We start from the raw sequence: 25404 nt of genomic DNA, 5'->3' as shown, positions 1-25404 counted from the left end.
CGGTATCAACGACGATGTCATCCTTTGTGACCGGGAACTCACATGAGGCTATGGGCAAGGATGTTGTGGCTCACCCCCTCCTGTTTTTAATTCAAGCCGCTTTTACCCTCTGCGGGGCGGGAGGCAACAGATCTTCCGCGCCAAAATCCCGTGAAGACAGTGGCATCCCGCCCTGACCTCAGAGGGAGAGCTCTCTTGTATTCTTAAAAAACAGGAGAGATCATCATGAGAAACCACTATCACGCCACCCCTTACGACATCAGCGCCCCAGGATTTTCCTTCACCGATTACGACGATTATCTTGCACAAGTCCGCACCTGCCGCAATGACCATGGCGATCCGGTGGAGGAATTCAGCCTTCACATGGTCGACGGTGACAATGAAGTCCTCTTCAATGCGCTGGAGATCAGTCAGGCGACCCTGGAGCAATGGTTCACTGACTTCGAACCGCTCGCCGGAGATGATCTGATCAAGGCGATCTATTTGTCAGAATATGTGACAGGTGACATGGCGGATATTCTCGACTGGCTGGACGAGGTATCGATCTTCGAAGGCGACGCGGAGGCGTTCATCATCGATTATATCGAGGATTGCGGCCTGCTCGACGACATGCCGGAAAACCTCCAGCACTATTTCGACACTGAAGCCTTCGCCCGCAGCCTGCTGCTCGGGGGCGACATCACCGAAGTGAACATCATGGGATCAACCTATATCGTGCGGGAGAACTGATCATGGCTATTACAACAGAAACCCTGATCTGGCATGCCTATCGCATTGAAGTAGGGTATGACCCTGACTATAACCCGACGGGCAAAGGAACGGCCCTGGCTCACCTAGAAATCCGCACCCTCAGCCCGGAAAGGGCTGCGTTACCGATCACGGAAACCGGCTACCGTTCGGTCTTTATGCCGGACAGTTATCTCGACGACTATGATAGCGCCGTTGATTTCGTGGAAAAGTGGCTCACCTCAGCCGCCCTGACAGAGGAATGGAAAGATATTCTGGATCAGGCACGTCAACTGAGTCTCTTTTGATCTTTAGCTATTCTCCGGGCGGAAATACTTTTACCGCTTCCGCCCGGCGTTTTTTGTCGGCGCTCGCAGAAGATGGCATAAAAGAAAAAGAGTGATATATCTAAAATGCTTACGGGCATGTGTTCTCTGACGGGCCCCAGATATGCCGATGAAATTATTTTAAGGTGTAGGCATCTTCTTGACTCTGGAGGCAGGAGGTTCATAATTAGAACAAATAGTGAACATTAGAGTCGTATTACCATGAAAATCACCCGATCTGTATCCCGCGTTTCGGCGCAAGAGATCGCGCCCCAAGACAGGCCTTTGAGCCTGTCGTTTGGCGTGCCGGAGATCGACGGGCATCTGGCCGGAGGCGGGTTACGGCTGGACGCCATTCACGAATTCCTGCCGGAAGACTTCACCGCCCGGGCGGCGGCCTATGGTTTCCTCACGGCTCTGATCGGTCGCCTGATGCGACAGGGGACCGGTCCGGTGATCTTCTGTGATTTTCAGCGGCGCACGGCGGACAGGCTGCTGCCGTTCGGGCCGGGATTGATGGCGCTCGGGCTGGATCCGGGGCGGCTGATCCATGTGCAAAGCGCCTCCGAGACGGATTTCTTCTGGTCCCTGGAAGAGGCCCTGACCTGTTCCCGCCCGCTGGCGGTGATCGGTATCGCGGGGGAGACCAGCCTGTATGATTTTACCGAAAGCAAGCGGCTGAACCTGCGGGCCCACCGTCAGGGCAAGCCGCTGTTTCTGCTGCGCGCCGGAGAAACGGCGGGGGCCACGGCCTGCGCCAGCCGCTGGCGGATCGGGGCCTTGCCGGGGGCGCGCCCCAGTTCTCAGGCGGGGCAATCCCGGCGCGGTTTTTTTTTACCTCCCCTCGGCGATCCCTGCTGGCGGCTTTCGCTGGTCCGGGCGCAAGGGTCGCGCCCGCAGGCCTGGCCGGTGAGGTGGGATCATGAGACGCTTCGTTTCCATCTGGCTGCCCCATTGGCCGCTCGAACGATTGGCGATCCAGACCGCGCGCCGGTCAGGCGAACCGCCGGATCCTGAGGGGGCGAAGACGCCCCATGTGCTGACCGCGCCGGGGCAGGGCGGCATCCGGCTGCGGGCGCTGAACCGGGCGGCGGTCGAGGCGGGTCTGCGTCAGGATCAACTGTTGACCGACGCCCAGGCCCTGTGCCGCGCTCTTCGGGTTGGGGACTTTGATCCGGCGGGCGACGCCCGGGCGCTGGAGAAGCTGACACGCAGTTTCACCCGCTACAGCCCCTGGGTCGCTTGTGATCTGCCGGAGGGACTGGTGCTGGAGAGCAGCGGCTGCGATCACCTGTTCGGCGGCGAGGCTAAGATGCTGCGCCATATGCAGCAGCTTCTCACTCGGATGGGGCTCAGCGGTCATCTGGCCCTGGCCTCGACCTTGGGCGCGGCGCGGGCGTTAAGTCGTTTCGGCGGGCGGGAGATCACGCTTCTATCGCCGGGAGAGGAAGCGCGGGCCTTGCGCCCCCTGCCGCTGGCGGCCTTGCGGTTGAGCGCGCCCATTCTGGAGCGGCTCTCCCGGGTGGGCTTCAAGACCATCGGTCCTCTGATCGACAAGCCCCGGGCGCCGTTGCGGGCCCGCTATGGGGCGGAACTGCTGCACAAGCTTGCGCAGGCGCTGGGCGAAGCGCCGGAAACCCTGTCGCCCCTGTCGCCGCCGCCGGACTATCGCCGGCAGGAGGTGCTGCAGGAGCCGATTTTACTGCTGTCCCAGATCAAGATGGTTCTGTCCCATCTGACGGAGGGTCTGGCGGCGGATCTGCAGGCGGCCCATAAGGGGGCTCGGGCACTGACCTTCAGCCTTTATCGGGTGGACGGGGTCTTCTATCCAATTCGGCTTGGCACCGGATCGCCCTGTTATGAGGCGGATCATATGCAGCGGCTGTTCTCGGAGAAGCTTGATCTGCTGCAGGATGAGATGAATGTGGGCTATGGCTTTGATCATCTGTGCCTAGAGGCGGCGGAGACGGAAATTCTCACCGCCTATCAGAAGGATATGACCGCGAAGGACGCCACGGACGACCTGCGGGATTTTGACCGGCTGCTGGATCGTTTCTGCGGCCGGCTGGGGGCGGAGCATGTTCGGACCTTCGCGGCGAGGGCGAGCCATATCCCGGAACGCAGTCAATGCCTGACGCCTTTCCGTCATCGGGCAGACGCAGGGTCTGACTGGCTCGGCCATCTAAAGAGCTTACAGGGCGGCGCTTATCTCGGGCGGCCGGTAGTGCTGCTGCCCTTTCCGGAGCCGGTGACGGTGATGGCGGAGGTACCGGACGGCCCGCCGGTGCGCTTTGACTGGCGGCGCATCCGCCATCAGGTCGCCGCCGTGGACGGGCCGGAACGGTTGTCGCCGGAATGGTGGCGCAGGGACATGTCCGGCAACCGTCCGGCATCCGAGACCCGGGATTATTTCCGGATTGAGGATGAGCAGGGGCGGCGTTACTGGCTGTATCGGGCCGGGCTGTATGAACGTGGCGAGACGCCCCGCTGGTACCTGCAGGGCCTGTTTGCCTGAGGAGAAAGGAGGCGTGATGACAAAGAATGATGATTTTCCCTATGCGGAACTGGCGGTGAGCAGTAATTTCAGCTTCCTGCGCGGCGCGTCCCATCCAGAAGAACTGGTCGAGATGGCCCATCTTCAGGGCTATCACGCGCTGGCGATTGCCGACCGCAACAGCCTGGCCGGGGTGGTGCGCGCCCATGTCAAGGCGCGGGAGCTGGGGCTGCAACTGATCATCGGCGCCCGGCTGGTGCTCGAGGGCGGGCTGGAAATCCTCGCCTTCCCGAAGGATAGGGCCGCGTATGGTCGCCTGAGCAAACTGCTGACCCTGGGCAATCGCCGGGCGGCGAAGGGCGACTGCCATCTGTCGTTATCGGATCTGGACCGGCTGGAGGGCGGGGTCGTCCTGATTGCGATGCCGCCCCGGGATGTGGGGCCGGACTTCGCCGCGATGCTGGAGAATTTTCCCCGACTGCCCGGGGGGCGGGCCTATCTGGCGGCGCAGCGGCTCTATCACGGTCATGACGCCCGGCGGCTGGCCCAGTTGCAGGATCTGGCTTTGCGCCATGATCTGCCGCTGATCGCCACCAATGATGTTTATTATCACACCCCCCGCCGCCGTCCGCTGCAGGATGTGCTGACCTGCATTCGCCATCATGTGACCATCGATGCGGCCGGATTGTTGTTGGAGGGCAATGCGGAACGCTATCTCAAGCATCCGTCGGAGATCTATCGCCGGTTTCGCGGCTATGAGGCGGCGGTGAAGCGCACTCTGGAGGTGGCGGCCTTCTGCACCTTCTCCCTCGACGAACTGGCCTATGAATATCCCGATGAGCCGGGGGGAGAGAGCGCCACCCCGCAAGAGGAGCTGGAGCGCCTGACCTGGGCGGGGGCGGCGGCGCGCTATCCGGACGGGGTCAGTGATAAAATCCGCGCGCTGCTCAATCATGAAATCGCCCTGATCAAACAGCTGGACTATGCGCCCTACTTCCTCACCGTCCATGATCTGGTGCGCTTTGCCCGCAGTCGTGGCATTCTCTGTCAGGGGCGGGGCTCGGCGGCCAACTCGGCGGTCTGCTACTGCCTGGGGATCACCTCCGTCGACCCGGTCTATTTCGATCTGCTGTTTGAACGCTTTATCTCGGCCGAGCGGGATGAGCCGCCGGACATCGATGTGGATTTCGAACATGAACGCCGGGAAGAGGTGATTCAATATATTTACCAGAAATACGGCCGCCACCGGGCCGGGATCGCGGCGACGGTGATCTGCTACCGGGTCAAGATGGCGGTGCGGGAAGTGGGCAAGGTGATGGGTCTGTCCGCCGATATCATCGCGGCGCTGGGCACCATTGGCTGGGACTGGTCGGTGAAAGTGCCCAATGCGGAACATATGGAACAGACCGGTCTCGATTTTACCGACCCCCGCCTGCGCCAGTGCCTGATCCTCGCCGGCGATCTGCTTGGCTTCCCGCGTCATCTGTCGCAGCATGTGGGCGGTTTTGTCATCACCCGGGGGCCGCTGGAGGAACTCTGTCCCATCGCCAATGCGGCCATGGCGGACCGTACCTTTGTCGAATGGGACAAGGATGATCTGGCGGCGCTGAAGATCCTTAAAATCGACGTCCTGGCGCTCGGTATGTTGAGCTGTATCCGCAAGGCCTTTGATCTGCTGGAGACGCATTACGACAGACGGCTCGATCTGGCAACCATTCCTCAGGGGGATACCGAGACCTATGACATGATCTGCCGGGCGGATACGGTGGGGGTGTTTCAGATCGAAAGCCGGGCCCAGATGACCATGCTGCCGCGCCTGCGGCCGCGCACCTTCTATGATCTGGTGATCGAGGTGGCGATCGTGCGCCCGGGGCCAATTCAGGGGGATATGGTCCATCCTTATCTCAGGCGGCGTCAGGGGCTGGAAGAGGTGACCTTCCCCTCGCAGGAGCTGGAAGATATTCTGGGCAAGACCTTAGGGGTGCCGTTGTTTCAGGAGCAGGCGATGAATATCGCCATCACGGCGGCGGGCTTCACCCCGGGGGAGGCGGACCGGTTGCGCCGCGCCATGGCGACGTTTAAACGCACCGGCACCATCGGCAATTTCAAAGAAAAATTCATCACGGGCATGCTGGCGAAAGACTACAAGCAGGATTTCGCCGAACGCTGCTTCAAGCAGATCGAAGGCTTCAGCGATTATGGCTTTCCTGAAAGCCACGCCACCAGCTTTGCCCTGCTGGCCTATGTCTCCAGCTGGCTGAAATGTCATTATCCCGACGCCTTCACCTGCGCCTTGCTCAACAGTCTGCCCATGGGGTTTTACAGTTCTTCGTCTCTGGTGCGCGATTTCCGCGATCACGGCGGGACCGTGCTGCCGCCGGACATTAATCACAGCGATTGGGATCATCATCTGGTGCAGACCAGCAACCGCCAAAGCCTGACCGGGACGGGCGGCGGGGCCTATGCCCTTCGGCTGGGCTTCCGTCAGGTGAAGGGATTGAAGCGCCGCGATATGGCGCATCTGGTGGCCGCGCGTCAGGGCGGCTATGACAGTGTCCGCGATTGTTATTTCCGCAGCGGCCTGTCCGTCGGCAAACTGGAGCTGCTGGCCCATGCCGATGGCTTTTCGTCCCTGGGGCTTGGACGGCGACAGGCCCTGTGGCTGATCCAGGGGCTGGAGACGTCGGTTGTCGCGCAGGCGGGGGCGGCGGACAGTTTGCCCCTCTTTGCTGCAGTGGAGGGCGATGGTGACAGAACAGAGTTGCAACGGGAGGCGGAAGTGGCCCTGCCGCGCCTGCGTCTCGGCGAAAGCGTGATGGAGGATTACGCCACCCTGAAGCTGTCCCTGAAGGCCCATCCCGTGGCGTTCCTGCGTCAGAGATTGAAGCGCAACGGCTTTGTCCCCCACGGGGATTTGCCGCAGGTCAAGGCGGGTCGCAAGGTCAAGATCGCCGGTCTGGTTCTGGTGCGCCAGCGGCCCGGCACCGCCAGTGGGGTGGTGTTCCTGACGCTGGAGGATGAAACAGGCATCGCCAACGCCATTGTCTGGCCGATGGTGTTTGAGAAATACAGGAAGTTGTTGCTGACTTCGCGGTTGATCGGGGTGCTCGGCAAGCTCGAGCGCGAACAGTCCGTGACCCATATCGTAGTCGACAAGCTGGTAAGCTTGGATGCGGCGCTCTATGAAAAGACTTACGGGGCCGATGAGGATTCCACACCCCCCCAAGCCCCGCCCGATAGCGCCCTGCCCAAAGGTCGGAATTTTTGTTGAGGGGTATTTTGACCAGAACAGTGGCTTTCCGCACAGAAGATAGATATGTCGCCGCCAACGGCTGTCAGGTTACCGTTCGCATCATGGCTGGTGGCGCCGGTATCAATGGTTTTCAGCTGATTAAGGCCGTTATAGGTGAAGTTCTTGGTTTCCGCGCTGCCGGTCCAGCTATAGACTGACTCACTAATGCTAGTGCGGCTACTGGATAACGTCTCTTGCTATTAACTCTGTCAAGAAGAACTTTTTGTCGCCACATGAGTAGGCTTCTTGGGAAAGTTCCTCCCCGTTGTAATCCTTATAAATACGAAAAGCGATTACACCATTTTCTAATGAGTAAAGCATTGTCGAATGAAAGAAGTTGGCCGTTTTTGCACTATTTGGTGAGGCATTCACAATGTACCAGCTATTGTCCATGGTACTGGCGGGTCTGGCCGAAAATGAAAAGCCTTCCACTTCCCAATCCATTGATTTTCCCGCTTTTAAATGTTTCTCGCTGGGCACCATAAGGGCATCAGGCGAGACAAGGCCAATATAATCTTCTGATTCTATTACCCCGAACTCAGAAGTCGTATCTGACGTTATTGTCATCTGTTTTTCAAGATCAAAAATTAATGGTTCACCGTCTTTAGAGCTCACGCCTATTTCGCAAAATCTAATTTGGTTATTTTGCTCAGACATGTCACACCCCTGACATATCATGAGAACCACAGCACAGATGATCATGCGTTTTAAGTTTATCAACATATTAGTCTCCATTTTAATCGCATCCCGGATAACTTGGTCCAATCTCAAAAAAGAAATAGTCTCCCGTCCAACGGCCAGGAATAGAGGGACAGCCACCACCCGCCAAGCCGTGCGTGTTCAACATTTGAATGGCTTCAGCATCCAGACTCCTATGTCTGTCATTATGCCCAAAGATTAGACCTCTTAAATCATCTCTGTGTAAAATTTCATGTATCATTGTACGCGCCAATGCACTGGCGTTATTTCTCATGATCCCCTTCATAAAATTCATATTTAGTCGCATAGTATAGCCCGTTTGAGGATCCCGATCACGCACCCAGCTCCGATCTAGTTTCCCTGCAGTAGATTGGTCAAGTTTTTGCTGGCCGTTTGTCGCATCTTGAATGGAAGTATCACTCCAAACGCCCGGAAAAATTGTACCAACAAATTGAGAAACCAGTTCGATCTCTTTCTTATCTGGACTGCCTGGAACTTTGGTGCCATTTTCAGATATGTCCAAGTTATCATTATTCCATATAAAATTGGAAAAATTACTCTCTACAAAAATCGTTTCCCGGTAAGTTAGTTTATTCTCTGATCCTGTTTCAACTGTTACACAGTGACGGATTCTTAACCCCGTTCTTGTGGTGCAGACTGAATCTTTAATCAACTCGCTTGAATCCGTGGCATTTATCGGATCACCGCCCACGTAAGCATAGAGGTTCATGCCGGCAGCGTAACCGATGGGATCAGCTTGCAGGAAGCGGCCGAGGTTTGGCGCATAGGTGCGGGCCTTGTAATGATAGAGCTCCGCTTCCGGTAGGGACATCTGCCCCGTATAGAGAAAGCGACTGCCGCCATAGCTTGATGGTACGCCGTAAGGGTCATATTGTACCGGCTCCAACGCCGCACCATTGGTGCCCGTCACGGCGATAATGGAGCCGCGCGCATCCGCATGCAGCCAGCGCCGACTGCTGGTGCCACTGCCTTCATACCAGACCAGCGGTGCATCCAGGCCGGGGCCATGCACATAGCGGCGGGCGAGGGCGCCACTGCTGTTATATTCCCCAACCATATCGGCGCCGTCATAGAGGAAATCGATGCGGCGGCTGCTGAGGACTGCCATTTGTTCCGTTACATAACTAAGTAACCTCACTCCATAAGTTATTTATACTATACCTTACGTTGAAACATTCTTATTTTTTCAGGAGTTGAACCTACCGTTTAGAAAACTTCTGTCACTTCCCCTTCTGCCACGACCTGGCCAAAAAATAGAAATAATTTTTGGCCAGGCCAGACATCTTCATTTTTTAACGTAACCCCTGCCATAATTGTCCTACATTCCACGGTATCGCCTGGTTTAATCAATTCAGTCCCGACAGGTTCAATTATACAGTCAAAACATTTGCTATCTTTTACTTGGCCCAAGTAAACAAGAGACGAAAACCATTTCCCTGACAGCGGGTTTTTGAGGAAGTTTTCGCTAGTCGTATCGTAAAAATTGAATCTTGCCAGTATCTTTATCTGATTAGTTTTTTTTAATCCCATATCAATTATCTAAATTGTTTTATTCGCTTATCATTATGCTATGGTACATCAAATAGAACGGTAGCCGGGGGCAATAGAAAGAGATCTTGATTCTGCAATACTATCGTGGGAATTCCCCCTTCGACTCCTCCCGTAACTACTTTATATCTATCATTCATCCAGTATTCTGGAATAGCGGGGTAGTGTCCCGAATTTTCCGCATCAAAGGTAAAGCTGTCGCCGCCAAAGGCCGTCAGGTTACCGTTCGCATGATGGCTGGTGGCGCCAGCATCAATCGCACTCAGCTGATTGAGACTACAACATATGGAATTCGCATTGAATTTTCTATAACTTCGTAGAAAGTTTTTTACTCAACACGCCAACGGAAATAATTAGAACGGTTAGCAAAAACAAAGCCAATGTTCTCAAAATTCCTAGATTTGAAAAACTACATGACAAGCCACTGGCGTCTATCCAAGGTAGAGAAAACTTTTTAAATGCTTCCTGAAACTCCTTTTCAGAAAAAACATTAAGTAGATTACCTGATTGCGTATTATTACGAATTTCAACATAATATGTATCCCTTGCCAAAGCCTGATATGGATGTTTATTTCCTAGCATCGTGTCAAATTGGATATACATTACATCATTATTGTAAGAAATCTTCTGGATTTGACGTATAATAATTTCATCGTCTTGTTTAGTGCGTAACTTTGCACCGCCAGTTATAATGCCCCAACCTGTTGAATCCTCAAACTTCAGCCCATTAATATTTGCACCCTTGATACCATATGGCAACCTATTGAGATAACCGAAACCACACTTACCGGCTTCTCGCTCGACAAGAAACAAACCTAATATCAAAACAGCTGATACCAAAATCAATATTTTTCTCATATTACTTCGTCTTTCCTACATCTCTCCTCTGCTAACGATACGGATTGGGATGATAAACAGTCCACGACCATGCTTCGAACGCGAAAGGATGTCCGCCAGATAATTCTAAATTTGGCCCTAGCCCGTCCTCTCCCCAATCTACGACTTGCAAACTGAGTGGGTCCCAGAAGCCATCATATTGATTTGTAAATGTCGTAGAACACATATTGGTACCGCAAGTGGTTTTATAATAAATATTTGTTTTACCTACATAAAAGTGCACGCTCGTGATGTCTATACCATAGTTTCCGGTAAGACTCGGAGTTTGCCCGCTAGTGATCCGTTCTAACCTTTCAAGCTGATCCGAACTATTCCTAATTGCATTTCGAGTATTTGGTCCTAATGTAGCAGTTTCTCCGTTACCGTTGTTATAATGCGCCCAAGCTTGCTGAGTGGAGTCGATTACTATATTTCCTCCCCTGCCCGAATGCCAATATCCTGATAATTTTCCCGGCGTATAGGCATAAAAATTATACATATCCGTCCAGCAGTACGAACCTTTCGAGCAGATATTCTGGTCTGTCGCCTTGGTCTGGGTGATTATTGTACCACCGCCACCGCCGCCGCTATGGGAAATTGCACTTCGTTCTGCGGCAACTCCTGCCAAGCCACTGGAATAATTAAAATATTCTCCACCGACATAGGCATAGAGATTCATACCACCTGCATAGCCAATGGGGTCCGCCTGGAGGAAGCGACCAAGGCTTGGCGCATAGGTGCGCGCCTTATAATGATAGAGCTCCGCTTCCGGTAGGGACATCTGCCCCGTATAGAGAAAGCGACTACCGCCATAGCTCGATGGTACGCCATAAGGATCATATTGCACCGTCTCCAACGCCGCACCATTGGTGCCCGTCACGGCGACAATGGAGCCGCGCGCATCCGCATGCAGCCAGCGCCGACTGCTGGTGCCACTGCCTTCATACCAGACCAGCGGTGCATCCAGGCCGGGGCCATGCACATAGCGGCGGGCGAGGGCGCCACTGCTGTTATATTCCCCGACCATATCGGCGCCGTCATAGAGGAATTCGATGCGGCGGCTGCTGAGGACTGCCATTTGTTCCGTTACATTACTAAGTAACCTCACTCCATAAGTTATTTATACTATACCTTACGTTGAAACATTCTTATTTTTTCAGGAGTTGAACCTACCGTTTAGAAAACTTCTGTCACTTCCCCTTCTGCTACGACCGGTCCAAAAAATAGAAATAATTTTTGGCCAGGCCATACATCTTCATTTTTTAACTTAACCCCTGCCATAATTGTCCTACATTCCACGGTATCGCCTGGTTTAATCAATTCAGTACCGACAGGTTCAATTATACAGTCAAAACATTTGCCATCTTTTACTTGGCCCAAGTAAACAAGAGACGAAAACCATTTCCCTGACAGCGGGTTTTTGAGGAAGTTTTCGCTAGTCGTATCGTAAAAATTGAATCTTGCCAGTGTCTTTATCTGATTAGTTTTTTTTAAAACCATATCAATTATCCAAATCGTTTTATTCGCTTATCATTATGCTATGGTACATCAAATAGAACGGTAGCAGGTGGCAATAAATAGAGGTCTTGATTCTGCAATACTATCGTGGGAATTCCCCCTTCGACTCCTCCCGGAACTACTTTATCTCTATCATTCATCCAGTATTCTGGATTAGCGGAGTAGTGTCCCGAATTTTCCGCATCAAAGGTAAAGCTGTCGCCGCCAAAGGCCGTCAGGTTACCGTTTAAGTCATGGCTGGGGGATTTCCAAAACGTTATTTACATAGACTTGAAGAATAATTTTTTGATTGTCAGTAAGTCGGTCGTAATGAGTGTATGGATTAATTTCAGAAAGATAATCTTGCCGCCACAACCAATAGAGTAACCCATGATATTTAAGCCATCCATAACGTCCCATATATACCCAAATATCTTCATCAACGATCTTCGAGGTCATGATTTGTTGGGTAAGCTCATTTAACGTTTTGGGAAAAGCATTTAGTCTCTTTACAATCCTTTCAAAATGCTCATTTACACTTGAATCCTCTAGGCTTTCAAAGAAGCCGACACTACACTCTCTATAATTTGCCAGTTGACGCGAAAAGGAGCCATATGAACAAACGTCGCTTTGATCGGGGTATATTTCTAGCATTTTAAGCCAAGACTTCTCAAAGGGGTTTATACATATTCCTATTGCGCCTGCGATAGAGAAATAACTGCCTTGCGGTCCTCCACGGCCTTGAATATCAGCCCAGTAGTATTCACAGATTTCAGGCCCTGTTTCTGGAAGCAGAAATATATTCTCCCTTCGAGATGATTGCCGCCAGCCTTTATCCATCAATATTTGGTATAGCATCTTTCTTTTGTTCATTTGGACTACCTAATAATCACATTCCATATTGCAGTATATATTTGTATCGAATCTCCGTAATTGAAATTGTTTTGCCTATGACTAACAACATAGCCCCCCTCCGTAAACAATATTGTATCTTTCAGCGCTTGTAGGGGCGTCAATACTGCACCATTTGCCTTTACTTCTACCCCCATGATTAGACCCTTATGATTTTGGAGTACTAAATCAATAATTCGAACCTCTAAGCGGGTTTTGACATATAGTTGTTGTTACTTTCAATTAGTAGTTAATGTACTGTTTTGAAGTTAATTTTAGCAGTCCCTGTTTACTAAAACCGCCGCTTCCCCGTCCGCTGTACCATATCGCGTCGCCTGAAGTAGATCGGGCGGGAGCATCTTAAGGGGCGATTGCCGACCGAGAAGATCAGGGCCTCGTCGCGGCGCATCTGGAGGATCTCATCGGCGGTGATCAGGGGGACCTTGGTGATGGAGCGGCTGACGGAATGGTTCTCCGGCCCGAGCAGGCCAAAAAGACCGTTCCGGCTTGAGGAAGCGGCGTTCCTGACATAGCCGGTGTAATTGCCGCATTCGTCGGACAGGCTTTGGGCGGTCTTGTGATCCTGGACGGCGCTATAGATCCGGTAAGCGGCGCTCTCAAAGAAGGCCTGCCGCCCCTCTTCGCCGTAATTGTCGACCAACTGGCCGACGGACTGATAGAGCAGGGCGAGGGAGATGCCGTATTTGCGGCCCACGTCGCGGGCCTTGAGCAACGGCTGGAAGCCCTTGCCGAGCTGAAAGGCTTCATCGACCAGCACCATCACCCGCTTTGAATAGCGACCATCGGCTTTCATGATGCCGTTGAGGAAGGCGGCCATGATGATCTTGCCAATGGCGGGGGTGGCGAGCAGGCTTTCCAGGGGCACATTGATAAAGATATCGGTCTCGCCCTTGACCAGCTCGTCCAGGGAGAAGCTGGTGCCGGAGACCAGCGCGCCGAACTTGGCGATATCAAGAAAGGCGGTTGCGGTCTGGGCCTGACCGACGATGCCGGAGAACTGATCGGGGGCCAGGTCATAGAGGGTGGACGCCATGGAGCGGGCCAGGGGACTGTCCGAGGAGAGGGCGATGGTCTCCAGGAACCGGCGCAGGTCCTCGCTGCTCTGGGCGATGGACCGCCTGAGCTCGGCCAGGGTTTTATCCTCCGGCGGGACATTGTCGTCAAACAGCAGGTCGGCCAATATCGCCCGAATGAGATTGTCGGCGGACTCCGCAAAATACTTGCCGGTGCCGCCAAGATGGGCGGTGGGCCCGATGATCCAGCTGGAGATGACGCCGACATTCTCCTCCATATCGTCGGGGGAGTTTAAGATCCATTCGAGCGCGTTGAAATTATTGGTGGCGGCATATTTGGGATTGAGGGAGATCACCCGGTAGCCTTTGCGTTTACGCGCGGCATGCACCAGAGGCCCGATCTCCAGGGAGGGATCGAAACAGATCAGCGGGCCGTCCCACTCGAGGGCGGTCGGCACCGCGAAGCCCGTGGTCTTGAAGCCGCCGGAGCCGACGAAGACCAGCCCGTGGCCGGAGGCGTCGCGGGCGGCGGAACGCAACAGGGGTTTCCGTCCGCCCTGACCCCAGGTGTGTTTTTGCGCCGGATCGAACTTGATATTCTGCAGGTCTTTGTCCTGGTCCGGTCGGTAGGCTTCGCCGAGACAAATGCCGCCTTCGCTGAACTGCTGGCGGGCTTCGCGCAGGTTCATGAATCGGGCGTCACCAAGCTCGCCGTAGCGGCTTCTTTTAGCCTTGCGGGAGTCCGGCACCGGCAGGGCCAACAGAAAAAGAAACAGGCCTGAGACGAGGGCGGTGAGGAGGATCTGGGCAAGCAGCACCCGATTGAAGCGGGCGAGGGCGGGGACGTCAATCAATCCACCTTTGTGACCGTCGAAGGCGCCGATCTGACGCAGGTGATCATAGGCGGGGATAAGAATCACGACGAGGGCAATTCCCCAGAGCAGTTGCCGGGTTTTATGGGGGATAAAGCCAAAGCGCCGGTGATAGATCTCCATGAGGAGGGCGAGCAGGCAGGGGGCGGAATAATGAGCCGTGAACCATAGGGTCTGGCCGAGGCTGTGGGCAAGATGGGCATGAAGAAAGGTCAGGTAAATCCATTCACCGAGCAGCAGGGACAGGGGCGCCAAAATCAGGGGCCAGTATTTGACCCAGGGATGATGGCGCAGGCGCTCAATCATGGGAGACAACCGTCAGATTGTCAGCGCCGACCAGCGTGCTTAATTCCAGCAACAGATCATCGAGGATCATCCCCTCCCATTGCTTGGTGATGCGGTTCCAGCGCAGGCCGTGGGCCTTGATGGTTTTGGTGATTTCCTCAGGCGGCTTGTCAGAAAATTTTATGGTGACCGGAATCCGCTCGGGCGCAAGGAGGGTCGACTGACAGAGCTCTTCCCACATGACCAGGATCTCGTCCTCCTCAACCTCGAGGCGGCGCTTCTGGTCGAGCAGGGCGCCGAGGATCTGGTCGTCACTCAGACGGTGTAGGCCGACCTTGACGACCATGCCCCCGAGCTGAAACTTGCGGGCGTTCTCCTTTTTGCGGGCCGATGCCTTGAGGCTGCGTTCTTTGGCGAGCCTGCTTTGCTGATGTCTTTCCCGTTTCTGAACTGCGTCCATTTTTGTGATCTACATGATTGGTGATGGTGATACCGCCCCTGAACGCCGGGGTCACTGTGATGGTAAATAGAAACAGAGCTAATTGCAAGTATAGGATGTAGTTTGTTGAAGCAGATGATTCCTCAGAAAGGGTTTTTCTGTCGTCCCTCACCTTTAAGCGCCGCACGGCGTTTAAGGCTGGTCCCCCCGAGCAAAGCGAGGGGGGATTGGGCCTCCGCAGGAAAAAGACTTCATACGCAATATACAAACTCCGTTTGTTGCTTGACTCAATTAATGGTTGTGTTTAAGCTTTTCTCATGGCCATTCAATTTGCCCGCATGAGAATCCTCTCCCGCTCCACCGGCGCCAATGTGGTGCGCAGCGCCGCCTATAACGCCCGCTCTCAGGGTCAGTCAGAGCTCACCGGCGAACGGTTTTATTTTGCCAACCGGGACGGATCAGAACATCACGCCGTGCTGTTGCCGGAGGGCGCGCCGGCGGAGATGGCCGACTTTCGGGTGCTGTGGAATGAGGCCCAGGCGGCGGAGAAGCGGATCAATTCTCAGGAGGCCAAGGAACTACTCCTCGCGTTACCGAGCAATCCTGAGATCACTGCTGGGCACCGGCTGGAGATGGCGCGGGCCTTCGTGCAGGAGAATTTTGTCGATCACGGGCTCGCGGCCCAACTCGATATCCATCACCCGCATCAGGGGGCGGAGAATTACCACGCCCATGTCTTGCTCACCACCCGCCGGGTCGGACCAGCGGGCATGGGGGCGAAAGCCCGGGATCTCAATGGCCAGTTTGCCAAGGGCACGATGATGGACGGTGAGCGCTGGGGCGAGGTCTGGCGCGACTTTCAGAATGACTATTTTGTCAGACATCATCTGGATGTCCGCGTCGATGAAATCAGTCTTCTGCCCGGGGAGCATATCGGTCCGGAGCGCCTGCGCAGCGCGGGCGATGTCCTGGCCCTGAAGCGCAATGAAGAGCGGGGCAAGCTCGCCCGGGATCTGATGGCGGAGCCGGAGCGGGTGTTAAATCATCTCACCCGCCAGCGGTCGTCTTTCTCGGTGCGGGATCTAAACCGTTATATCGACCAATATGATTTTGACGAGGCGACGGCGACCCGGATATTCGAGGCAGTGATCCGCTGTGATCAGACGCTCTATACCATGGACCGGAATGGCGAGATCGCTGATCGCTTTACCACGGTCGCGGTGTGGGCGGAGGAGACCGAAGCTCTGACGCTGTCGCGCGCGCTGCTGGCGGAACAGGATCCGATGATCCCGAAAGCCCGGGCGGAAATGCTTGCGGATAATTCTGGCTTGAGCGGTGAGCAGACGGCGGCCTTGCAGGCGGGGCTGACGGGATCGCGCCTGACGGTCATTCGCGGCCGGGCCGGCACCGGCAAAAGCTATTGCCTGAAGGTGTTGCGACAAGGTTTGATCGAAAGCCATCATGACGTCATCGGGCTCGGGCCGACCAATATGGTGGCCTCGGCTCTCCGCAAGGAGGGCTTTGACCACTCATCAACGGTGCATGCCTTCCTGTTCCGGGAGAAGCTTGGCCGGCTCACTTTGCAGGAGGGGACCCGGCTGGTGGTGGATGAGGCGGCGATGCTCGACAGCGGCACCCTCAAAGGCCTGCTTGATGTGGCCTACCGTCATCGGGCGGGGGTTATTCTGGTGGGTGATGATGGGCAATTGTCCGCCATTGAGCGCGGCGGCCTGTTCCGCGATATCGCGGTTGTCGCCAACGCCGTGGAAATCAGCCAGGTGCGCCGCCAGACAGAGAGCTGGAGCCGGGACGCGACGGAAGCCCTGTCGAGGGGCGATGTGGCGGCCGCTCTCAAGGCCTATGATGATCGGGGGTTCATTATCCGCAGCGCCGGAGACGAGACCGCGAAGGCCGCCCTGATTGACAAATGGCAGAGTGACTTTGACCGTGATCCTGAGGCCAGCCGCTTTGTCTTTGCCTACCGCAACAAGGACGTCAGTGACTTTAATATGGCCATGCGGGCGCATCTGCAGAAACGGGGATTGGTGGGGGATAAGAACCATAGTTTTGTCACCAAACACGGCCGGTTTGACTTTGCCGCCGGCGACCGGATTGTTATGACCGGCACCGATAAACAGGCCGGCCTGATCAATGGCCAGGCAGCACGCATCACCCGGATCGAAGGACAGCGCTTGACCCTCGATCTGGAGGGCCAGACCCAGATGTTGGACGCCGGGCGCTTCCGCGACTTCCGCCATGGCTATGCGGGCACCATCTATAAGGGCCAGGGCCGGACGGTCGATCAGGCTTATATCTATCACACCAAACATTGGGGCCGCACCAACGCCTATGTGGCCCTGTCGCGCCACCGACAGGCGGTGCATATGTTTGTTGCCGGAGATTATGGGGATCCTGAAAGACTGATCAAAAGCCTGAGCCGTGAAGATCACAAGCTCACCAGTCTTGCCCTGACGCTTGCCGATCACAACAGCCCGGGCAAAGCGTTTGAAATGAGCGCCACCGGGCTCAATGATACCTTCGACGAGACCGTCGCCGACCTGCGCGGCTATCGTCGCCTGGATCCCTGCCGGGCGGCCCTGGCGCATTTGCAGGCGGATATCGCGGCGGGGGAGATTACCCGGCACCCCGAGGCGCAGGCGCTGTCGAGGGCGCGGGGCAGTCATCATGACGTGCGCAAGCATGTCTCTCTGGCGCGGCGGTCCTTGCGGGATCTCTCCACAGCACAGCGCTATCTCACCCGCGCCGGGAAAATGCTGCTGCGGTGAGTGTTGCAGACCTTACCGTTAGGCCAGTCCCCCTCTATCGTCTCCTACCGGGTGGTGGATCTCATCGAAATCCTCTACGTCCAGCATTCCCGTCAGGACTGGCCCCTTGCTGAGGAAGATTGGCGCGCTTCCGGCGCACGCGGTTATATTGACGACCGATTATTGTGTACTATGACGTGCATGTATCATATGCTGATCGCAAAATGCCCAGGAGGCACAATAACAGGAAGCAGATAATAACGGGGAGTAGATAGCATGGGGGAAATGACGATCCATCCGAGAGCATTCATCAAAGCCGGCATCCGGTCCGACAATCTGGACCCTGACCTTACCCGCGCCCTGGCGATCATTCGGGCGGGCTTTGACGAGACTAGTAAACCCATCCCCCGCCGCGCGCCCCCGATGCACGCCACAGGCGACAGCTTCAAGCCGCCGGTGAAGAAACTCCGCGCTGGCCAAACCCTCAAGCCCCGCAAAGACCCGGCAAACCTGAACAAAAATAATCCCGGCAAGATCTTAAGGATTTACAGCTTTGACGACACCCAAATCTTCCCCGGTCAGCAGATTTTTGTCGAGGTCAATCAGAAGAAAATGACCCGCCCGAAAGTTTGGGCGGCGGTGCGGCAACAGCTCGACGCTCTGGCGGTCCCGGTCTATCTGCGGGTCGATCACGCCCGCGGGGTGAATGGCGCGGTCCGTCACAAGTCGCCCTTTTACCATCATGTCCTGTCCCGGGGCCGGCTGCTCTATGAGGACGGCAGCAACATCTGGGCCTCTGATCCGGCGCCGGAGGACACAACCCCCGCCGCCCGCGCCCAACGCCAGCAGGATCAGTTTCAGGTGGAGATCGCGGCCTTCATGGCAAAGCAGCGCCAGTTCTTTCGTCAGGAGAATTGCCGCCGCGCCGGCGCGCAGCTCCGCAACAGCATCGAAGCGGCCTATCATATGCTCCTCACAACCCTCCACGGCCACAGCTACCCCGAAACGGACATCGCTTTCCTGCGCGCGCGCGCCGAGGCGCTGATCCCCGATCTGCGCCAGCCCTGGTTCCATGGGGCGGAGAGTTATGAGGCCGAGTTCGACCGCCTGCGCCAAGCCCACGGCGGCACCCACCGGTTCCGGCAATATAAAATGAGCGAAGCGGAGATCAAACGCTTAAGCCTCTGCCAAAAAAGGCTGCTCAAAATGGCCGATAAATTGTGTCAGAAGAAGATTGAGGGGCTGGGGTGAGGAATCTGTTTTCGACCCAAAGCGGTCACTGAAAAAGATAAGAAAATAGAATGTTTAGGAATATCGTCATCATGAATTTTATTGATTAGAGCACACAATGCAGCAGTATTGCATCACCAAATACGACAAATCAAAACGCGACAAAAATGGAACCTATCCTGACGACTGTGATCAATGGACCGAAAGTTGCGATGTTGGTCGTCACATTAATGGAAAGAAAGTTCAACTTAGAGATTATTTTAGGGTTGAGGATCGGTATATAAAGGCAGCACTCGCCTTGTTCGACTACGCGGACTTACCATATCTTCGGCTCACAAATGCACATCTTCATGATTATCAAATGGAGATATTACGTAAGAAAAATAAACACTTCCACGAACTGTCTTTTTCATCTATCGACTTTAGGGAAGACGCAATCATTTGCAGGGATGAAATACCAACGGTACTTAAAATGATCTTCCGCAATTTGGGTGAGGCCAAACTAGAGTTTCAGGGGAAATTCTTCATTCATATTGGCTGGGATTTTTATATGTATATAGGTGCTCATGTTTCGAATAATTCTCTAATTGAAAAAATCGAGGAAGATGGGTTATATGTGCTGGAATGGGATAGCCCATACACGCCTCAAAAAATGAATGAATTAGAACTATTTATTGATCGTTCAAGCAAGGAAACTAACCTATATGATGATAGCTTCCGAATTGAGATTAATGTCAAAGAATTGCACAGCCTTAGAGATCTCTGGGGGTATTCTAAAGAGCATCCGTTTTTGGGGGTATGGGAGATAAAGTCCGATCACGCTGAAGGACTGAAGCCATTTGTAAGTCACGCTTTTGATTTTGATAAGTTCCGGTATTGGCTACATACAGACGGCTGGGAAGATTAACTGCTTTTGGCCGGAAGTTGCTATAACCAATTGATATCTCTATATTGAACGACAGAATGCGGCCCAGAGCTGTCATTGAGAAATATAATAATGAAAAAATGGAGGGGAAATTTAATGCATCAACTTACAATAGCAATTACATTTTTCGGCTGTTTATTTTTTACCGATTATTCGATTTCTGAAACAGAGAACAGTCAATTTTTTGTTTTTGTTGGCGAGAAAATCCATTTAAGTCGTGATGCGTCTCCAGAAGGAGCACTTTCCTTCGATGAACAATTCTCGGCAAAATATAAAATCATAAAACCCTACAAGGGATCATACAGCGGCACGGAGATTGAATTTACAGTTTTTGATCATTATGGAATACCGGCTTTTTCAAAATATAAATATGTCTTGCTTTATGTGGTTCTCCATGAAGGAAAATATTACCATTCTAAATATATGTTTTCACCACTGTATAAAACTAGTACCGGCAAATGGGCGGGACCATATGATGTCTCCGCATACGCTCACTCATTTAATAAGAACACAAATATCAAACCAAAGGTAATCGATTTTTCTGCGCCTGTCGAAATCGACATATCTGATATGGGTGAAGCACAGGTTGAGAGGTGGTACCCTAAACCGTACTATAAAATTAAAGGCAATAAGGCACTAGCTGTATATGGAAACTATATTGATGAGCTCTTCCTGTTAAAACAAAATGGTGTGCTAAAAGCACGTGAGCAGTTTCAGGAGTATGACTTTAGAAGCGATAATCGTGAATGACTGTTTGCGACGGTGATCTCAATTGATCGCTGCAACACATGCGTTAAATCTTTCCGCTGGGGTAAAAAAATAAACATCGACCTTGGTCTTTAAAGTAAAGATCTGATGATCCGAAAGTTCTTTACCCCGGTCCCACGTCAGTGATTTATACAACTCATCTGGTAACTTCCTCGCATGTGTGATCAGAGCGGTGACCACGGTTTCTGTTTTACGATCCTTTACTTTGACCAGCATCACATAACGAGACTGGCGTTCAACCAAAGTGGCGATATAACTATTTTTTGGAATTACGGTGACAGTTTGCTTTTATCACATTATTGGTAGAATTTGGCCAATGGCTAGACTTGCCCCTGTTGTCATTCTGCAAAACGAGGTAGAAAAATGGATCGGGCCATTAAAAAGTAAACTGTCACCATAATTCCAAATGAATAGGATAGGCTTGCATTTTCTACTTTTTTGAACTGTTCAAGAGAGCGCCGATTCTCCACATTGGGTACACACGATATCTATCCCACCTGGCTTTTTGTTGTCTTCCACATCTTTGAATCCGTCAGGTTTATGGGTTATTCTTCTGGCTGTTTTGCCTTTTAGATACGCCCAACCTTCTTCTTCTTCGGCATCTGCCATGCCCGCCAAACCACAACTGGGGCATTTAAGCTTCAACTTAAATCTATCTTTAGCCATTCCTGATCCTTTCTTTCTTTAAAGTTCCCGTCAGGAAACGTAGGGATGTTTCGCTAGAAAATTAAATTACTTTGGCCTCCGGTCGCTTATTGGACGAATGGATCCATCTTCGGTGCGGTATTTCCAATTTCCATTCCATACATTTTCATTACCTGCAGCAATTGAATGGTTTAACTGGTTGAGAGTAGGGAAGTGACCACCTACACCTTCTCGTACCCACACACCATCTTGTGCGATTGCGCAATATTCTTTACCCTTGTACATTCTAAAAATCTTAAAACCCTGCGGAAAATGTACGTTATTTCGTGAATCATACACGCCACCAGACTGACTAGAAATATGATGACTAATTTGATCAGTCGTGTTTTTCTTACACCCGAATATTCTTTGAAGAATTTGATCTTCGTTTTCCTCTCCATCTTCTCTTTTCGCCCAAATGGCGGCGAAAACATCTGTTGAGACTGTTATTGTTCTAGGCATTCTATTTTCTCCTTTAATCTATAATATAGCAAATAGTACTATTTTATACAAGAGCAATTATGACTGCTGGTGACAATTCGAAGTTGCACCGAAAACTTTATTCCCGTATACTGATTTTGCTCGCAGGCTTCGGTTTGTGGGAAATCGTCATCTTATTGGGATGGCGTGTGCTTTAGAGAGCATACCAACAATCGCGCCTTTGTCTCCCGAGTGTCTTTCATGTACGGAGCAGCGCAAACGAGATTTGTGGTTTACAGAATATAGGGTTATCCCTATCCTGTGAATTCGTTGGCTTACGCGAGTAGGTCAATGTGGCCGGGCGGAAAGATTCTTTCGTGTTTCTTTTTGTCGGGAGCGCTGCAAAACAACTTGCAGCAGGCGTTGTTGGCGTCTCTCTAAGCCCCGAGCCGGGCTTTTTTTTATGTAAAGAAAGCCCGGTCCCAGTCCAGGGCATGAACATTCAGGCCCTGGTCGCATCAGGACACAGAGGCCACAGATGACCGACAGACCTTCGCACGCCCCCCAAACCCCGCCGCCGCGCCGGGATATCGCCCTTTCAGAAGCCGCCCCTTCAGATAAAAATGCGCATCCGCCGACATCCCGCAGCCTGTGGGACATCGCCCACCCACTGGAGGTGGCCTACAGCATACTGATCCACCACGCCGACCCGATGAAGGAACTGCGGCGGCGGGTGCGCTATGCCCGCAAACGCGACAACCCGGAGGAAAACCTGCGCTTCTGGGGCGAGGTTGCGGCCTATCTCAAGGCCGGCCTTGACGTATATTGGGACGCGCCATGAGCCGCCCGCAACACACCCCGCCGCCGGAGGCGGAAGAGGTGCGGACCAGCATCCTGACCCAGCTTGTCGCCAAATATCACCGGGCCCTGATGCGGTATTTCTGGGCCTCGACCCGGGATCACGGGGCGGCCGAAGACTTGACCCAGGAGGTCTATTACCGGCTATCCCGGTTTCAGGATCCGGCGGCGCTGGCCCAGACGGAGGGCTATCTGTTCAAGATCGCCTCGAACCTGCTGAAAAACAAATGGCGTGACGACGGGGTGCGGCGCCGGGTCCTTCATGTGGAATATGACGACGGGCTGGAGAGGGCGACGCCGCAGGGGTACGGCGGGCTGGGGGCGGTGGTGCAAAATATTGACGACCGCGACCAATGCCGATACCTGCTTAAGGTGCTGAACGGCTTCCCGCCGAAAACCCGCGATGTCTTTCTGCTCGCCCGGTTCGAGGGGATGAGCTATCATGAAATCTCACAGCACTGCGGGATGAGCACCCATATGGTCAAGAAACATATGATGAAAGCCATCGCGCAGGTCAAGGTCGCTATGGAATGTTACGGCTAATAGACTTTTGAATTGCAACAGGAATGGAAGCTCAAAGGCGTCTAGTAAACTGGGGGCAATTCAATGAGATTAAAAATGGTGCTCCACAGGGGGCATAGTTGGGCGCTGAGTAGAGGTGGTGGGGTTATTATAAAGCCCCCAAAACTAGGGCATAGAGAAAGAGGGCATTTGACTACCCTCTCTCCCTTCTATTTTGAGATTTCTCAGGTGCGATTGATAGAAACACCGCCGTCTACCAACATGGCCGTTCCTGTTGTGAAGCTTGAAGCATCTGATGCTAAATACAGAGCGGACTGTGCAATTTCTTCGGGTTCAGCTGTACGTTTAAGAGCATGCAGGCCTTTAACAAATTCCATTGCTTCCGGTGTTTCTGCGGCACTTCTGCCCATTGGTGTATTTACGCCGCCCGGCAGCAATGCATTCACCCTTATCTTCTGGGGCCCAAATTCCGCTGCCAGTGCTTGCGTCAGACCAATCAGTCCAGATTTAGCAGCCGCATAAGCGGCCATGCCTGGCATGCCTGCTGTATATCCAACAAAAGTTGACGTGAATATAATGGAACCGCCACCAGATTCCAGCATTGCCGGAATTTGAAATTTTGCACCGAGAAATGCAGCGGTCAGGTTCGTTGCAATAGTTTCTTCAAATCCAGCAAGCGATACGTCCGGCGTTGGCCCCATTTCGCCCATCCACCCTGCATTGTTGAATGCGATATGAAGTTCGCCAAAATTTGATATTGCCACTTCAACCAGGGCTTTCGCCGTGGCTTCTTTTTTGATGTCTCCGACGACAGCAAGGGCTGTGCCACCGGCTTTTGTAATTTTACTGACCAACTCATCGAGCTCTTTCTGGCGGCGTGCAGAAACGATAAGTTTTGCACCTTGGCGGGCAAAAAGCAGAGCGGTTTCATAGCCAATACCTGAGCTGGCCCCCGTAACAATGGCAACTTTATCTTGTAGTTTGTTCATTTGGTTTTCCTAATTTTTATTCGTTTCGGTTTCCCTGGGGGATAAAGAAAACGCCTTATTCAAACGCCATGCACTCCGTTTCTTGTTATCGAATAGGAAATCAGGAAACTCAATTTGAAAGCAAGAAACGGAGCGACAATGAAACTCACTATATTTATTGTCAGGTATTGGGCGAATTTGGGTTAGAATGATTATATTAGGAATAAATTGTCATGGCGGCTATTGATGAAATTACCGTCACGGCGCCAACAGCTTACGCCCCGGCTAACCGGGCAAGCAAAATTCGTAAGGAATTGTCTCAAAGCAATAGCGTGACGGAAGCCATGGAAGGATCATAATGTCGGAGCGACGGGAATAGAAATTCAACGGCGCCTAGTAACCTAAGGGCATCTCACCATTCACAATGAACATTATCTTCTCTATATCAGTTTCGCAGGCATATAAAGTTTGTGCCCCAGACTTTGACGAGCGCGTCATGTTCCAGATATTTTTTCTGTGTGCAGAGGTTTTTGGCGAGATCGAGCAGAATATCCGAGTTGTTCTCCAGCCCCTCGCCAACCATCAGACTGTTTAAGGCAAGTCTCTCCCGAATCGTTTGTTCTTCTAGTTCAAACTGATTGGTCAGCCCGTAAAAGGAATATAGCTGGCCCAGATAATGGAGCCGCTTGAACTGATCATCATCGCTTTCCCCAAGACGCGCCAGCGTGTCTTTCACCAATAGAATGGCGGCAGGATAGTCTTTCTCAGCCAGCAGTAGCTTGTAGTATAATAGGCGACTGACTTTGGATGTTGCGTGATCAGGGCCGAGGTGGGCTGACGAAAGTCGAAACGCTTTTTTCACGTGGTCAGACACTTCAGGAAGCCTGTTGGCCCGATCATAATAACGGTTTAGTGTCTTGAGACGGTTGATATAGAGGGGGGAGTATTCCGGATAAAGGACCTTGCTGCCTTCCAGCGCCTTTTCCCCGTAGTGGATCGCTTGGTTCCATCGCTTCTTGCGGGCAGCCTTGTCGGCTTTAACAGCGAGCTTGCCGATTTTATCTTCCGTCCATCCGTAATCATTTGCCGAGGCTGAAGGTAAGTCCACCAGCCAGAAACAAAGCAGCAGAATAGTTAGAAATGGTCCGGTTCCGCTACGCCCGCAATACATCGACTTCGTACGTCCCTAAGTGGTTATACTATATAAAATAGTATGAGTATAACGCTTGAAGGGTCATATTAAAACGCAATATTGAATTCCCGT

Annotated in this window: 27 protein-coding genes and 1 pseudogene; 14 read left to right on the top strand and 14 right to left on the bottom strand. The window is 53.0% G+C overall.

Going from position 1 to position 25404, the window contains the following annotated elements:
* Positions 1-225: 225 nt before the first annotated feature.
* The 6 genes from FIV45_RS17660 (at position 226) to FIV45_RS18535 (ending at position 6996) form a co-directional block, all read left to right on the top strand.
* On the top strand, positions 226-729 hold the full coding sequence (locus tag FIV45_RS17660; RefSeq protein WP_099474524.1) for an antirestriction protein ArdA: 504 nt from the start codon (positions 226-228) through the stop codon (positions 727-729).
* A gap of 2 nt (positions 730-731) precedes the next feature.
* Positions 732-1034 carry a hypothetical protein gene (locus FIV45_RS17655; RefSeq protein WP_099474522.1) on the top strand — a complete coding sequence of 101 codons (303 nt, stop codon included), beginning with the start codon at positions 732-734 and terminating at the stop codon, positions 1032-1034.
* A gap of 240 nt (positions 1035-1274) precedes the next feature.
* Positions 1275-2069, top strand: coding sequence for an ImuA family protein (locus FIV45_RS17650; protein WP_099474520.1), 795 nt, complete (start codon positions 1275-1277; stop codon positions 2067-2069).
* Entirely contained in the window at positions 1975-3567 is a 1593-nt protein-coding gene (locus FIV45_RS17645; protein WP_133118600.1) for a DNA polymerase Y family protein, read from the top strand. The genes FIV45_RS17650 and FIV45_RS17645 overlap by 95 nt, the downstream gene beginning before the upstream one ends.
* Before the next feature lie 16 nt (positions 3568-3583).
* On the top strand, positions 3584-6817 hold the full coding sequence (locus tag FIV45_RS17640; protein WP_099474517.1) for an error-prone DNA polymerase: 3234 nt from the start codon (positions 3584-3586) through the stop codon (positions 6815-6817).
* Positions 6818-6825: 8 nt separating this feature from the next.
* Positions 6826-6996, top strand: a complete 171-nt coding sequence (locus FIV45_RS18535) for a hypothetical protein (protein WP_165777070.1) — start codon at positions 6826-6828, stop codon at positions 6994-6996.
* 19 nt (positions 6997-7015) lie between these two features.
* Here FIV45_RS18535 and FIV45_RS17635 read toward each other — a convergent pair whose 3' ends face one another.
* The 3 genes from FIV45_RS17635 to FIV45_RS17625 all read right to left on the bottom strand — a co-directional run bounded on the left by FIV45_RS17635 (position 7016) and on the right by FIV45_RS17625 (position 9088).
* On the bottom strand, positions 7016-7495 hold the full coding sequence (locus FIV45_RS17635; protein ID WP_133118599.1) for a hypothetical protein: 480 nt from the start codon (positions 7493-7495) through the stop codon (positions 7016-7018).
* Positions 7496-7574: 79 nt separating this feature from the next.
* Complete coding sequence (locus tag FIV45_RS17630) at positions 7575-8666, bottom strand: RHS repeat-associated core domain-containing protein (protein WP_139932362.1); 1092 nt, start codon at positions 8664-8666, stop codon at positions 7575-7577.
* A 98-nt stretch (positions 8667-8764) separates the two neighbouring features.
* Positions 8765-9088 carry a hypothetical protein gene (locus FIV45_RS17625; protein ID WP_139932361.1) on the bottom strand — a complete coding sequence of 108 codons (324 nt, stop codon included), beginning with the start codon at positions 9086-9088 and terminating at the stop codon, positions 8765-8767.
* Between the two features lie 182 nt (positions 9089-9270).
* Between FIV45_RS17625 and FIV45_RS18530 the strand changes: the two genes are divergently transcribed.
* Positions 9271-9426 (top strand): hypothetical protein, encoded by a 156-nt coding sequence (locus FIV45_RS18530; protein WP_165777062.1) that lies wholly within the window; start codon positions 9271-9273, stop codon positions 9424-9426.
* Here FIV45_RS18530 and FIV45_RS17620 read toward each other — a convergent pair.
* The 6 genes from FIV45_RS17620 to traD form a co-directional block, all read right to left on the bottom strand.
* On the bottom strand, positions 9413-9964 hold the full coding sequence (locus FIV45_RS17620; RefSeq protein WP_099474333.1) for a hypothetical protein: 552 nt from the start codon (positions 9962-9964) through the stop codon (positions 9413-9415). The genes FIV45_RS18530 and FIV45_RS17620 overlap by 14 nt on opposite strands.
* Positions 9965-9995: 31 nt before the next feature.
* On the bottom strand, positions 9996-11090 hold the full coding sequence (locus tag FIV45_RS17615) for an RHS repeat-associated core domain-containing protein (RefSeq protein WP_204602302.1): 1095 nt from the start codon (positions 11088-11090) through the stop codon (positions 9996-9998).
* A gap of 68 nt (positions 11091-11158) precedes the next feature.
* The gene (locus FIV45_RS17610) at positions 11159-11482 is read right to left on the bottom strand and encodes a hypothetical protein (protein WP_099470696.1); all 324 of its coding nucleotides are present in this window, start codon (positions 11480-11482) and stop codon (positions 11159-11161) included.
* 249 nt (positions 11483-11731) lie between these two features.
* On the bottom strand, positions 11732-12352 hold the full coding sequence (locus tag FIV45_RS17605; RefSeq protein ID WP_099470697.1) for a hypothetical protein: 621 nt from the start codon (positions 12350-12352) through the stop codon (positions 11732-11734).
* Positions 12353-12662: 310 nt separating this feature from the next.
* The gene (locus tag FIV45_RS17600) at positions 12663-14582 is read right to left on the bottom strand and encodes a type IV secretory system conjugative DNA transfer family protein (RefSeq protein WP_099470698.1); all 1920 of its coding nucleotides are present in this window, start codon (positions 14580-14582) and stop codon (positions 12663-12665) included.
* Positions 14575-15021, bottom strand: coding sequence for a conjugal transfer protein TraD (traD, locus tag FIV45_RS17595; protein WP_099470699.1), 447 nt, complete (start codon positions 15019-15021; stop codon positions 14575-14577). Before traD ends, FIV45_RS17600 begins: the two co-directional genes overlap by 8 nt.
* A 296-nt stretch (positions 15022-15317) precedes the next feature.
* On the opposite strand from traD, the gene FIV45_RS17590 reads away from it, so the two are divergent.
* The 4 genes from FIV45_RS17590 (at position 15318) to FIV45_RS17575 (ending at position 20670) form a co-directional block, all read left to right on the top strand.
* Positions 15318-17786, top strand: a complete 2469-nt coding sequence (locus FIV45_RS17590) for an AAA family ATPase (RefSeq protein ID WP_099470700.1) — start codon at positions 15318-15320, stop codon at positions 17784-17786.
* Positions 17787-18041: 255 nt separating this feature from the next.
* Positions 18042-19016, top strand: a complete 975-nt coding sequence (locus FIV45_RS17585) for a hypothetical protein (RefSeq protein WP_139932360.1) — start codon at positions 18042-18044, stop codon at positions 19014-19016.
* 97 nt (positions 19017-19113) lie between these two features.
* Positions 19114-19902 carry a DUF7683 domain-containing protein gene (locus tag FIV45_RS17580; protein WP_099473104.1) on the top strand — a complete coding sequence of 263 codons (789 nt, stop codon included), beginning with the start codon at positions 19114-19116 and terminating at the stop codon, positions 19900-19902.
* A gap of 114 nt (positions 19903-20016) precedes the next feature.
* Entirely contained in the window at positions 20017-20670 is a 654-nt protein-coding gene (locus FIV45_RS17575; protein ID WP_099473102.1) for a hypothetical protein, read from the top strand.
* Between the two features lie 57 nt (positions 20671-20727).
* On the opposite strand, the pseudogene FIV45_RS17570 reads toward FIV45_RS17575, so the two are convergent.
* From FIV45_RS17570 to FIV45_RS17560, 3 genes and pseudogenes are all read right to left on the bottom strand, one after another.
* Positions 20728-20949: pseudogene (locus FIV45_RS17570) on the bottom strand (transposase); the annotation flags it as partial.
* Between the two features lie 186 nt (positions 20950-21135).
* On the bottom strand, positions 21136-21354 hold the full coding sequence (locus FIV45_RS17565; protein WP_099473100.1) for a hypothetical protein: 219 nt from the start codon (positions 21352-21354) through the stop codon (positions 21136-21138).
* Between the two features lie 66 nt (positions 21355-21420).
* A complete protein-coding gene (locus FIV45_RS17560; RefSeq protein ID WP_099473098.1) occupies positions 21421-21834 on the bottom strand; it encodes a hypothetical protein in 414 nt (137 codons plus the stop codon).
* Positions 21835-22330: 496 nt separating this feature from the next.
* On the opposite strand from FIV45_RS17560, the gene FIV45_RS17555 reads away from it, so the two are divergent.
* Together FIV45_RS17555 and FIV45_RS17550 are read left to right on the top strand one after the other, a co-directional pair.
* Positions 22331-22633 carry a hypothetical protein gene (locus FIV45_RS17555; RefSeq protein WP_099473096.1) on the top strand — a complete coding sequence of 101 codons (303 nt, stop codon included), beginning with the start codon at positions 22331-22333 and terminating at the stop codon, positions 22631-22633.
* The gene (locus tag FIV45_RS17550; protein ID WP_099473093.1) at positions 22630-23193 is read left to right on the top strand and encodes an RNA polymerase sigma factor; all 564 of its coding nucleotides are present in this window, start codon (positions 22630-22632) and stop codon (positions 23191-23193) included. The genes FIV45_RS17555 and FIV45_RS17550 overlap by 4 nt, the downstream gene beginning before the upstream one ends.
* A 203-nt stretch (positions 23194-23396) precedes the next feature.
* Here FIV45_RS17550 and FIV45_RS17545 read toward each other — a convergent pair whose 3' ends face one another.
* The gene (locus FIV45_RS17545; RefSeq protein ID WP_099473091.1) at positions 23397-24161 is read right to left on the bottom strand and encodes an SDR family oxidoreductase; all 765 of its coding nucleotides are present in this window, start codon (positions 24159-24161) and stop codon (positions 23397-23399) included.
* Positions 24162-24373: 212 nt separating this feature from the next.
* Here FIV45_RS17545 and FIV45_RS18905 point away from each other — a divergent pair, with 212 nt between their 5' ends.
* Positions 24374-24499 carry a hypothetical protein gene (locus tag FIV45_RS18905; RefSeq protein WP_268939770.1) on the top strand — a complete coding sequence of 42 codons (126 nt, stop codon included), beginning with the start codon at positions 24374-24376 and terminating at the stop codon, positions 24497-24499.
* Between the two features lie 86 nt (positions 24500-24585).
* Here the strand turns inward: FIV45_RS18905 and FIV45_RS17540 are convergent, their stop codons facing one another.
* Positions 24586-25311 carry a tetratricopeptide repeat protein gene (locus tag FIV45_RS17540; RefSeq protein ID WP_099473088.1) on the bottom strand — a complete coding sequence of 242 codons (726 nt, stop codon included), beginning with the start codon at positions 25309-25311 and terminating at the stop codon, positions 24586-24588.
* Positions 25312-25404 lie beyond the last annotated feature (93 nt).

This window comes from Paremcibacter congregatus, assembly GCF_006385135.1.
Lineage (GTDB): Bacteria > Pseudomonadota > Alphaproteobacteria > Sphingomonadales > Emcibacteraceae > Paremcibacter > Paremcibacter congregatus.
Note: the sequence above shows the minus strand (reverse complement) of the source record. Positions and strands in the feature narration are given on the sequence as shown.